The 11411-nt window shown below is 65.8% G+C and carries 11 protein-coding genes; 5 read left to right on the forward strand and 6 right to left on the reverse strand.

All coding sequences use genetic code 11. From position 1 onward, the window contains the following. Window positions 1-258 precede the first annotated feature (258 nt). From ACVBEQ_RS26600 to ACVBEQ_RS26610, 3 genes are read right to left on the reverse strand one after another with little or no spacing between them, the layout of a single operon-like run. On the reverse strand, window positions 259-588 hold the full coding sequence (locus ACVBEQ_RS26600) for a hypothetical protein (RefSeq protein WP_447156423.1): 330 nt from the start codon (window positions 586-588) through the stop codon (window positions 259-261). Then, window positions 585-1463 carry a hypothetical protein gene (locus ACVBEQ_RS26605; protein ID WP_447156424.1) on the reverse strand — a complete coding sequence of 293 codons (879 nt, stop codon included), beginning with the start codon at window positions 1461-1463 and terminating at the stop codon, window positions 585-587. Before ACVBEQ_RS26605 ends, ACVBEQ_RS26600 begins: the two co-directional genes overlap by 4 nt. Next, the gene (locus tag ACVBEQ_RS26610; RefSeq protein ID WP_447156425.1) at window positions 1460-2002 is read right to left on the reverse strand and encodes a sigma-70 family RNA polymerase sigma factor; all 543 of its coding nucleotides are present in this window, start codon (window positions 2000-2002) and stop codon (window positions 1460-1462) included. The genes ACVBEQ_RS26605 and ACVBEQ_RS26610 overlap by 4 nt, the downstream gene beginning before the upstream one ends. Before the next feature lie 783 nt (window positions 2003-2785). Between ACVBEQ_RS26610 and ACVBEQ_RS26615 the strand changes: the two genes are divergently transcribed. The 4 genes from ACVBEQ_RS26615 to ACVBEQ_RS26630 all read left to right on the forward strand — a co-directional run bounded on the left by ACVBEQ_RS26615 (window position 2786) and on the right by ACVBEQ_RS26630 (window position 8489). Next, on the forward strand, window positions 2786-3862 hold the full coding sequence (locus tag ACVBEQ_RS26615; protein ID WP_447156426.1) for a serine hydrolase domain-containing protein: 1077 nt from the start codon (window positions 2786-2788) through the stop codon (window positions 3860-3862). A gap of 1533 nt (window positions 3863-5395) precedes the next feature. Then, window positions 5396-5860 (forward strand): pyridoxamine 5'-phosphate oxidase family protein, encoded by a 465-nt coding sequence (locus tag ACVBEQ_RS26620; protein ID WP_447156427.1) that lies wholly within the window; start codon window positions 5396-5398, stop codon window positions 5858-5860. Window positions 5861-6489: 629 nt separating this feature from the next. Further along, window positions 6490-7629, forward strand: coding sequence for a serine hydrolase domain-containing protein (locus tag ACVBEQ_RS26625; protein ID WP_447156428.1), 1140 nt, complete (start codon window positions 6490-6492; stop codon window positions 7627-7629). A gap of 332 nt (window positions 7630-7961) precedes the next feature. Continuing rightward, window positions 7962-8489 (forward strand): hypothetical protein, encoded by a 528-nt coding sequence (locus ACVBEQ_RS26630; RefSeq protein WP_447156429.1) that lies wholly within the window; start codon window positions 7962-7964, stop codon window positions 8487-8489. 92 nt (window positions 8490-8581) lie between these two features. Here the strand turns inward: ACVBEQ_RS26630 and ACVBEQ_RS26635 are convergent, their stop codons facing one another. Further along, window positions 8582-9232: a maleylpyruvate isomerase family mycothiol-dependent enzyme gene (locus tag ACVBEQ_RS26635; protein ID WP_447156430.1), complete on the reverse strand. Its 651-nt coding sequence runs from the start codon at window positions 9230-9232 to the stop codon at window positions 8582-8584. A gap of 105 nt (window positions 9233-9337) precedes the next feature. On the opposite strand from ACVBEQ_RS26635, the gene ACVBEQ_RS26640 reads away from it, so the two are divergent. Then, complete coding sequence (locus ACVBEQ_RS26640; RefSeq protein ID WP_447156431.1) at window positions 9338-9799, forward strand: MarR family winged helix-turn-helix transcriptional regulator; 462 nt, start codon at window positions 9338-9340, stop codon at window positions 9797-9799. Window positions 9800-9873: 74 nt separating this feature from the next. Here ACVBEQ_RS26640 and ACVBEQ_RS26645 read toward each other — a convergent pair whose 3' ends face one another. Together ACVBEQ_RS26645 and ACVBEQ_RS26650 are read right to left on the reverse strand one after the other, a co-directional pair. Next, a complete protein-coding gene (locus tag ACVBEQ_RS26645; RefSeq protein ID WP_447156432.1) occupies window positions 9874-11088 on the reverse strand; it encodes a DNA-processing protein DprA in 1215 nt (404 codons plus the stop codon). Beyond that, window positions 11085-11411, reverse strand: a 327-nt coding sequence (locus ACVBEQ_RS26650) for a magnesium chelatase subunit ChlI family protein (RefSeq protein ID WP_447156433.1), incomplete at its 5' end; no start/stop codon positions are given. The genes ACVBEQ_RS26645 and ACVBEQ_RS26650, both read right to left, overlap by 4 nt.

An 11411-nucleotide genomic window follows, 5' to 3' on the forward strand; every position in this document is an offset into this window, starting at 1 on the left:
GGGCCAGGTAGAGGGCAATACTCCTCCAGCGGGTCGCGGCCGTCAATCCAACAACGCAAGCCTGTAGGAAGGTGCATTATTGTTTGCTATCCAAGTCGCGGTCGACCGAACCTTGGTGATCCCTGTATGTCCAACTCGAGCTGCCGACCGAGTTTTGCTTTTGCACACGAACTCGCCGTTCACAACGGACAACGCGTCAATCTAAACATCCGCACAAGCCGAGAAATCCTACGGCTCCCATGGCACATCAAACCGCGATCAGGTGGCTGCATCGGACGACAGCGGCCGTCCCGGTCGGCGAGCACGTTCCACCTTCAGGTTCTGGGTGGCCAAATCCGCTGGATTCTCGCCCTGGACATGTAGGGGCTGGTCGAACCTCGACGCCGACTCGCCATCAGCGCTCGCGGGGCGGTGGACTGTGGGTCGGCCGGGTCCTTCGTACACGGAGATGACCAAGCCGCCCCCGCGTAGGTGTTGCAGATCCGCTGGCCCGCAGAGCGCCGCCAGGGTCGCGGCCCGCTCCGGGCCGAAGTCGGTGCAGTTGGCGTGCGCGTCGATCACCTTGCGACCGCCGATTTGTGAGGTCACGCTGGGGGCTCGAAGTCCGCGATGAAGTGTTCGTCGACTGACCAGTTGGGGTCAGGGCTCCCACCATCCACGAATGGTTCAATTGCTGAGTAGTCGCAGCTGAGGGCTCGATGCCGGATGGTGCGGTAGGCGTTCGCGGCGGTGGTTTGATCGTCGAACTGCAGAACGGTCTCGATCAAGTAACCCGGACCAAGGATTTTCCGGGCTTCCTTGGAGTCGTCTGATACGGGCCTGGTCCTGGAGTCAGCTACGAAGCCTGCAACGTGTGCCTTGGCTGCGCCAAGGCCGGCTGGGCCGGGGAAACACGTCGTCAAGGTCGGCACAGCGACACCCTCTGGCAGGGCTCTCCACAGGGGAGCGTAGGGGGACAGTTGGCCGAAGTAGGCGAGATCGTCGCGGGTCAACATTGGGTCAGCGGCAAGGTCGTTCATCCGCTGTTCCGGTGTCGCGGTCCGGCAATTCCCGGTGCCTTCAGGGCAACGCCCATGTTCGAGGGGGATCGCGGTCTCGAGCGCGACCTGGAGCCGCACATGCGGTCGGTCGCTGGGCACGGACGACTCCAGGACCAAGACCACATTCTCGTCGCGGATGAACATCAGTTCGTAGTGGAGAGGCTCGACCGGCGACGTCCGCGGCGGCAGCACCTCCGCAGAAGCCGGAGGGGCCACGGGCGGGACCGTCTGCGGTGGCCGGAGGTCTTGGACCAACACACTCGTGCCAGCCAGCACCGCTATGACTGCGACTAGAACGCCGCCGCCCCATCTCCGGTTACGCCGTCGACGCTCTGCGCTCGCCCGTACCAAAGCTGGAGGCGGTGGAGTCACCGTGGTGTTGTTGCCGGCCGCGCGGATCCGCAGTGTCAGGTCGTCGTTCATGCTTCAGCTCCCGTCACTGGTACTCCGCTGACACCTTCGGTGGCTGAGCCGTCGGCCAGCAACAGGGCCATCGATGCGCGCCCACGAACAAGCTGTTGCTTGACTGCAGCCACACTCGCACCGGTTTCTTCGGCCACTTGCGCCACCGGCAGGTCCGCGAAGTGGAACAACACGATCGCCACCCGCTGCGCCCGTGGAAGTGACTGGAGGGCGGTGATCAGAGCGAAACGGTCCACGTCGTCCGGAAGTGGACTCGGCCGGGATTCTCGGCGTAGCCATGCTGTCGATGAATTCCGCATCCGTCGCCACCGGCTCACAGCGATGCGGCGGGCGACCGTTCGAACCCACGCTTCCGGGGACCTGCACCGTCGCACCGTCGACCAATTGAGCCAAGCCCGTTCGAACGCTTCCGCCGTGACGTCCTCGGCCTCAGCGGCATCACCGGTCAGCATCACCATCTGCCGCTGGATCCCTACAGCAGCGGAGGCGTACAGCAGGTCAAACTCGTTCGCTTCAGCATTGTCCCTCGTTGCCTCCACGTGACCCTCCCGCCGTCCCGGCCCCGGTTGACCATTCCTTGTAACAAGACGCCGGGCAAAGGCAGATGGTGACAACGGCTCGCGGTGAAGTGGGAATTGTCTTCACCTTCAATCTGCGGCCCAGTCGAACTCGTCAGCTATCACGGCGGCCATGTCGTGGAGCATTGCGCTCGCGGCGGGTCCTTCCGCCCAAGCCCTTGCCTCGCCCAGGTTCGCGGACCTCCTCCGCTCCCGTTCGTGGGCCGGCCACGGGCACCGCTTCGGGTTCATCTCGTCGTACACCGAAGACGCGCATGGGAGTTCCTCCTGGGAAGTCGGCCGCGGAGTCGCCAGTCCAGCGCTGCTAGTCGGCGGAGTGGCGGCGAATCTGACCCGGAATGCAGGGTCACCCGTTGAGCTCGCCGACGCGGCGATCGCACTCGATAGCGGCGACGCGGGTTGCACCGGGTGCCTTGTCCGAGCCGACAAGGCTAGGTAGAGTACAACTTAATAGTCTCATGCCGTGTTCGGATCAGGGGCGCTCGATGGATGACATTTGAGGTCTCCAACGTCCGGTGAAGCCGTTTAAGTGCCATGCCGTCGTGACCAGTCGGCCGGTGCTTGATGACACCTCGGAGTTGCTCTGAGGGGCATTCAAAGCCCCTGGTGACGACGCACCGGTGCTCCGCTTTAGGGAGGTGACAAATGATTGGTCAGGGTCCGCGGCGATCCGGCGTATTCACTCTCGCGGTTGCTGGTTGTGCGCTCGTCCTGGCCCAGGGTTGTACGGGGCAGCAGGCCAATGTGACGGGTTCTTCTGCGTCGGCGGCATCAGGGTCAGGGGCCGCATCAGCTGTCTCTGCGGTGGAGATAGCGGCGGAGCTGCAGCGGCAGGTCGGGGAGTTCCTCAGTCTGTATGGCGGTGGCCGGTTCGACAGGGTGATCCAGAGCATCGTGGTGAACGTTGGCGGGCAGGACCTGGTCTCCCATTACGGCGTCGACTCCGGCCCGGCGGTTGCACACAACGGGTACTCGGTGACCAAGAGTGTGATGTCGATGCTGGTGGGCATCGCGATCGGCGAGGGCCGGATCCGCTCCGTCGACGCAACGCTGTCCGAGCTGCTGCCCCAGTACGCGCGTCAGATGGCGCCCGGCGTCGGCCAGGTCACCCTCGAGCAGGTGTTGACGATGACCGGTGGCCTGGCAGCGGACGAGCGGACGCCGCGATACCACCCGGGAGTCGATTGGACGGCGCTCACGGTGTCGACGGACCTGTGGCAGCCACCGGGGGAAGGATTTGTGTATTCGAGCCCGGGTTCTCATCTGCTGTCGGCGATCCTGGTTCGGGCGACCAACATGTCGGTCCTGGACTATGCCAGGGCCAAGTTGTTCGACCCGCTCGGTATCTCCACCCATCCGGCGGACGAGCCGGTTGTCTTGGTGCCGGACCTGTCGGAGTACGACGCCCGGCCGGGGTTCGGCTGGTCCACCGATCCGCAAGGCCTGCACCTCGGCTTTTCAGACCTGAAGATCACCTCCCCGGACATGATCCAACTGGGTCGGCTGTATCTGCAGGAGGGCCGGTGGAACGGGCGACAACTCGTGCCCGCCCAGTGGGTCCGGGACTCCACCCGCAGCCACGTGACCGCGGAGGAGGGTCCAGACGGCCCGGTCGGCTACGGCTACCAGTGGTGGATCGATTCTCCGAACGGTCACCCGAGCTTTGGTGCCGGCGGCTATGCCGGCCAGGTCATCGAAGTGATACCCGACCTCGACCTGGTTGTCGCGGTGTCCTCCACGAACGTCCCCGATCACCCCGAACCCGGTGAACTGTTTCAACAATTGATCGTCGAACGACTAGTCCCGACCCTCACCGGCTGACCCGGCACCACACGGCGGCGATGGGACAGGCAGCGCTCACAAAGCCCGTGCCCGGCTCTCGGCGCCTCGACTTCGACTGGTCTTGCCATCAGACCTGGGGGACCACAGCGCCAGGCGTCTGAAACCCATCACGTGACGATTCCGGCGGATGTTGCCGCCGCCCCTGCCAGCACAGCCGGCCCGCGGCATCGGTGACGGACGGAGCCCCCAATGCGGGCCGGAAACCGGTTGTCCACGCCACCTCGCTGATGCCACGCCAACTCGCATAATGATCGATTATTGGAGGGAGCCAACCGATCAAGCGCCGCCCGGTAGTCAGCTAATGCAGGGGATGGCGAGGCTGGTCGGGCCCGGGCGCGCAGCGGCCTGCTGTTCCGCCGCCGCACGCGACACCGACGACGACCTTCCCGAGTGCGCGCCCCCCGCCGACACGAGGGAGGGCGGCGGGCACTTCGTCGAGCGTGAAGACGTGTTGGATGTGAATCTTCATCCGTCCGCCCGTCCGCCCGTCCGCCCGCGAGTGCAAGCGCGGCGAAACCGGCTTTTAGCGCAAAGTTGTCGCCGTACACATCGTCCCCAGGACGGAACCGGGTGACACCCTGCCCCACGTCATCGAAGACCCCAGCGATGTCCAACTCCAGGGTCCGACGAGACGTACGACGCAGCCCGCTGATTGGGGCGTAAGCCGGCGATCCGCGGAGCCACTCGCAGTCAACGAGATTCGACATACGGACAGCCTCGTTCCAAAGCACCCAGTAAGGCATGTCAAGCGACTGGTGACTGTAGTGGCCAGGATCATCACTCGGGGCCGCTTGGTTCACGCGCGTCAGCCTCTCGCAGTCTCAGTCCTAGTCTCAGTTGTTTCCATAGACGACTGTCTCCACCTATCACTCCGAACAAATCGTGCTGGTAATGGCAAGTGGCGACTTCTCCGAAACGAGCATTCAGCGACTTGGAAAGCGCGCGGTGAGGACGATGCAATAGCTTGGTACATTCGAAGAGCAGTTCCCACCCGCAGCTCAGGCCGTCTAACCCGGCGCTCACAAAAGGGCTTAGCCCTATCGTGCTCTGGCTGGGTGACGTCCAGCGCGAATACATAGGTGGCACTGCCGTTGGGAAAGGAGAGATCGAGGTGGAAGTAGTAAGTGCCTGGCTCCTGGGGTGCGGTGAAGGCCAGCTCATCGACGATTACCGAACGCTCGCGTACTGAGGTCGATTGCAGAAGGCTGCCACCAACCGGTGTTGGCCATCGATCTTGAAGGAAACCAGTTGTCTCCGCAGGCATTAATCGTGGCTCCACCGATGCGCGTAAGCACCGAAGTCGCACCCTCCAATGCGTCGAGAAGTCTGTGAGCAAAGTCGTTGCGGACCCGAGCGTGGCGTGAAGCGGTTGCAGACCCAGGCTGACTGCAATCTTCCGAGAGAAGTAGCCCGAGCAGATTGTCCGTCCATACCTCTGGACGAAGGCCCGCGTGCGCGGGACAGTTGAGCCACCCCGGTCAGCGCAGGACGCATCGTGGAATGGAGTCGACCATGACTACTGAACGGTCCGACATCACCCTCCTCGACGATCCGGTCGCTCGCGAGTTGCTCCGCTCGACGCAGGTGGCCCGGCTGGCCTACACCTGGACGGACGGCACCCCGCGAGTCGTCCCGATCTGGTTCCATTGCGCGGGCGAGGTGATCATCATGGGCACTCCTTTGCGGGCGCCGAAGCTCCTCGTGCTCGCGGACCGTCCGGACGTCGCCATCACAATCGACGACGAGCGTGCCTGGCCCTACAAGGCCCTATTGATCCGCGGCAGGGCCCGGGTCGAGATACTCGACGACCTTGCACCGGAGTACGAGGCCGCAGCGCGGCGGTACATGGGAGACGAACTCGGGGAGGCGTGGGTTGCACCGCTCCGTGGCGCGCCCATGGCACGGATTTCCGTCCGGCCGATGTGGGTACATGTCCTCGACTTCGTCACACGCTTTCCCAGCGCGATCTCTACCTGATTCCATTCGGCTGAGCTGGGTCCACGACCCGGCATTCCTCCCGATCTTGGAGACGGGCGCGGCCGGTGGCGTCTGAACTCTGGACCGAGTACCGGCCAAGGCGCAAACGTTACGTTGGAACCAAGCCTCTTGTTTGGCCGTGCGCGCCGATTCTGGTTGCCGTGATTCTGGCGTCGGCCCGACACAGGTTTCGACGCTTAGCGAACCGCTTCGTGCGACAGGTCATTGACTTCGCCGGCATCGCCGAGAGCAACCGTGGGACACGGGCGCGGGCGACTGCGACCGATGAGCGTGGCATGTCGACACCCGGTCCGCAGCGGCTGGACACTGACTCCCAGCAGCGCGATGACCACTATCTCGCGAACTGGCTGATCGGCTCGGATCCAGGCGTGAGTCCGACACCGCGAGATGAGGCTACGTTGAGTAATAGACAGCTCGGCTGATCTGCGCCACGCTATTCAGGTGCGCTGACCGCGAACCGATCGAGCGCGACTTGGCGGTGGAAATTGCGTCGATACCTGCTCCGTGCGACAGCCGTGAGCACCGGGCTGCTGCTCCTCTTGTCTGCGGGCTGCAGCGGTATCCCCGACACAGCCACCCCGGGCTCGACTGTTGCGTCCCGATCCACCGTGGCTGCAGCAATCCACTCGCCTGCCACCCTCGAACAGTCAACCGGCCAGGCACCGGGCGTGGCGGCCGACCAACTTCCCTTCCCGGAACCGTCCACCGCGCCCCTGCCGGACGCGGCCAGGCTCGCCCTTCAAGGAGTCCTGGACAACGCGATGACGCGCAGAAGCAGTTTGGGAATCGCCGGTGTAACTGCAGCGGTCCTAACGCCTGACGGAGCGTGGGCGGGCGCCGCCGGCGCGGATGGCCAGGGCACCGTAATGGTCCCGGAGTCAATGATGGGCATTGCATCGATCACCAAGACCGTAGTCGCCGCCGAACTGATGCATTTGGCCGACAAGGGTGTGGTCGAGCTGGATGCACCTGCCTTTATGTACCTGCATCATCCGCTCCTGGCCCGCAGACCGACGATCCGGCAACTCCTCTCGCACACCAGCGGCGTTGGCAACGACACAACGAACATGGGGTTCGAGGAAATTGCGGGCGGCAGCCCGACTCGAACATGGACACCCGACGAGGTGCTGGAGTTCGTCAACGAGCCATCCGCCGAACCCGGAGGACCGGTGCTCGACTACAACAACTTCAACTACCTGCTGCTGGGCAAGCTTATTGAGCACGTCACCGGCCGGTCCTTGGCCGCTTCCCTGCGCGCGGACGTCCTTTCCAGCCTCGGACCCCGGATCGTCGTACAGGCCGCCGAACGACCCCCCGAACCACTAGCCATGCCCGGCCAAACGAACGACGGCACGACCCAAGGCAACGTGCCGTCAGACGGGAAGTTCCTGCCGAACCGCGCCTGGGCCACCGCCGCAGATGGCGCCGGCGGTATGGCATCTGACGCGCCGACCCTCGCGGCCTGGGGCTACCGCCTATACGGCGGCCACCTTCTGGCCGTAGACCGGGTCGCGGAAATGACCACGCCGGTCGTCGGAGACTACGGGCTGGGTACCGGCGTGTTCACCAACAATCGCGGCGACACCACTCAACGTCTGGTGGGCCACAGCGGCTCAATCCCTGGCTACTCCAGCGAGTTGGGTGTCGACCCGGACCGGCAGATCAGCGTCGTCCTCCTCTTTGTCGGCAACGCCGACCGAGAAGTCGACGATGTGTTCGCCGACTTGCTTGCCGTTCTCCAAGAGTGACTTCCCCCCCAAACTGGTTCTGTCGATCCCCATCGCCCCGACCACACGTGACGGTCACTCTCCGCCGGCCAGGACAACGTCGAGCGGCACCTGCCGCCGCGACCCCGGTTGCGCGTCCGGGGCGGTGGTCGGGTGGACCGGGTCCCCCAGCGGCCGCCAAACACCCGTGGCGTGCTGCCCAAGAAGGGTTCGGAGGTGACCAGCACGTTGGTGCGCTCCGCGCCGGCGTCACGGAGCATCGCGAATGACCGGACCGCACCCTTCTGCTCGGTGAAGGTCCCGGTGAGGTCGTTCCCGGACATGCTCGGCTCGGCCCGGCCCGTGTCGCGGCGATGGCGCCGCTGTGCGACTTTCCGTTCCGCTTCGTCCACCCCGCCACCGCCCTGGCCGGACACCGCGAGATCGAGTCGCTGCTCGTTCGCGCGACCGGCGACCCGAACCACCCCCGGATGCTCGCCGCGATCGCGGACCGCGCGCACGACCTGCTCGGCGCCACCCTCACCACCGGCGGCGCGACGCGGCCACTCAACGGGTACGACGTCGCGGTCGTGGTGTTGCACAACGCGCAGGCATCCGTCGTCCACGCCTTTCTCCGCGGGCGGGACGTCTGCGGCATCACCGTTGACGCCGCCGACAGCCTGCAGGTCGGACAATGGGCCGCCGTCGTCGCGCTCGACTCGCTCGCCGACTCCGACGGGCTCCCTGCGCATGCCGCCGCTCCAGTTCGACTGTGCGTCATGGCGTCCCGGGAACTATGCCCTGCTCACCGTGGTGCGCGACAGGATTGGCGGGCGTCACCTTCGGCAGACCGCGACACTCTTGGAAGAGTCGTGCCGTCACGTGACGCCTTGCTGTCGTGATGCAAGCAAGGGCGTTCGCGAGCAGGCTGCTCGTGCATCGTCAAGCGCGCTGCAAGAAACCTGGGGCTCGTCGTCCCCAGGTCTCTTGCGTTTCAGCCCGTGGATGCGAAGCCGGTCTGTCCTCGCAGCATGTCGGTCCCCGGGCCGGTCAGTCGGCTCAGCGCGATCATTCGACCGGTCAGCAAGAGCAACAACATGCCTACGGGGCCGCGGATCTCGGACCCGGCACCGCGGGTCCAATCCGCATCGGTGGCCACCAGGCGGTAGCCGCGCAACCGTCGGCGAGCCCAAAACGGCCAGCCCATGGTCCAGACCCGCTCCGCACCGGCAGTAGCTGAGTCGGTCGGCATCGGTCGGTCCAATCCCAGCGGAATCGCGATGTCCTGGCCGTGAACGAGGATGTCGAATGACAGATTGACGACGCTCGTGACAGCCGGCAGACGGCGGGAGTCGGCAGTGCTCCGAAGGATCTGCACGATGTCGGTCTCCGGGTCAGCGGCGTACCGCACTGCGAGATCGCGGTTGAGCCGATTGAAATTGCCCCGGGCTCGAACAGCCCCGGCAATCATCGGCAACACACCCGGCGCGTTCGGAACCATCGCAATGTGTGCGGCCACGTCCCGGACGCTCCAACCCGTGCACAACGAGGAATGCGCCCACTGCTGCTCTGTCAGCGGCTCGAGCAGGTCGGCCAAGCTCCGACGTTCGGACCCGATCCGTAACCACATTGTTTCGACGTCCATGCCAACCTCCGGGCAACGCAACGGAAGGATCCCACCCACGGTTTGGTACAGTTATCTGACGAATAATAGTCCGGCTCTCTGACGACTGCAAGGGGTGGGCAAGCGGTGAAGAATCGTCAGACCACAAGCGATGGCGGCGGCGACCTCAACCTCGGCCTGCTGCTCTTCATCCCGTACCGGGCCATAGAGAGTCGCGTTCTCGCGGCCATCCAAGCGGCCGGGTTCGTCGATCTGACCATCGCGCAGGCACGCGTCTTCCAGAGAATCGGACCCGATGGCACGAGGCTTACCGAACTGGCGCAGGCCGCGCAGGTCACCAAGCAGACGGCCGGCTTCCTTGTCGACCAACTCGAGAAGTCCGGCTACGTCGAACGAGTCCCGGATCCGTCGGACGCCAGGGCGCGGCTGATCCGGGTCACGACCCGTGGCGCGGACGCCGTCGCCGTCGGCGCGGAAGTCATCGCAGAGATCGAGGCCGAGTGGACCGAGCATCTGGGCCGCAAGAATGTGGCACATCTGCGCGCAACACTGAGCGCCCTACGCGACATCACCGACCCCTACCAATAGTCGTCGTACGCCCATGGCAGGCTCGTTTCCAGCACCCTTTGACGATCATCAGCGAAGCAGTGCCTGCTTCGCAGTCAGGTTGGTCGGATCCGCCGCCACAGCGCACCGTCCCGGGTGCTCATCCCGTGCAGTTCCAGCACGGCCAGCGAGCCGAGCACCTCGTTAGGGAGCAGCCCGGATTCGGTGACCAACTGTTCCACCGATGCGGTCTCATGTGTCGGCAACGCGTCGTAGACCCGGGCGGTGATCAGGTCCAGCCCGTCCGTCGGGTGCCGCGGGTCCGACCCCGGCACCGGCTCCGCCCGGGTCTGACTGGCCCCGTTCGGGCTGACCCGGCCCAACGCGGCCATGACGTCACCGGCGTTGGTCACCAACTGCGCGAACCGATCCGCCAGCAACAGGTGACACCCCACCGACATCGCCGAGGTCACCGGGCCCGGCACCGCCATCACCAACCGTCCCAGTTGCTCGGCGGCCGCCGCGGTGCTCAACGTCCCCGACCGCCGACCCGCCTCCACCACCACCGTCCCGGCACCGAACGCGGCGATCAGCCGGTTCCGCACCAGGAACCGGTGCCGCGCCGGCGTCGTCCCCGGCGGGTACTCACTGACCACCGACCCACACCCGGCGATCGCGTCCAGCAAATTCCGGTTCGCCTCCGGATACGCCCGGTCGATCCCACACGCCAACACCGCCACCGTCATCCCAGGCTGCGCAATGCTTCCCACCGAACCCGACCTCGCCACCTGCAACGCCGCCCGGTGCGCCGCCGTGTCGATCCCGAACGCCGCACCGGAAATGATCGACAGACCTCGGGACGCCAACTCGTGCGCCATCTCCCCGGCGACCCGCTGCCCGTACGCGCTGCTCGCCCGCGAACCGACCATCGTCACACCACGCCCGGGTAGACCGGTCAGCGCGCGGCCCCGCAGATACAACGCGAACGGCGGCCCCGCACCCCGCACCCCGCGGACCACCGCACCGGCGAACGCCGACACCGCGCTGGTCGGCCACTCAGCATCTGTCTCGCCGATCACCCGCGCCCCACACCGCGCTGCCACCGCCACATCCTGCTCCGCACGCGACATCAACTCCCCCGCAGCCACATTCGCCGTCCGGGCCGCCGTTGCCGACAACACCGCCCGCGGCGCCCGACGTGCCAGCACCGCCTCCCACGCCCCAACCGCACCGACCCGGTGCGCGAACAGCGACAACACCGCACTTGGCGGCTCGCACACCCGCAGCAACCCTGCCAACGCCACCGCAACATCAGAACCCGCCCCGCTCATGGTGTCTCCCCGCAGCGCAACGCCAACGCCACCGCGACATCTGCCGCCGATGGTTGCCCGCGACCGGCCAGGTCCGCCCCCGTCAACGCCAACCGCAACACCCGGTCGTATCCCCGGCCGGTCAACCGCCCTGACCGCACCGCACCGTCGAGCAACGCGGCCTCGCCCCGACCGGGCCGCCACGAGCGGCGCACCACCGCACCCGGCACCTCCGACGAACACCGCCACGGCGTACCGCGCCACCGACGGGCCGACCTCTCGCGCGCCAACAACATCGATTCGTGCTTGTCCGTGGTACTCGGCAACCGTGGGCTGAGTCGGAG

This window comes from Nakamurella sp. GG22, assembly GCF_052976845.2.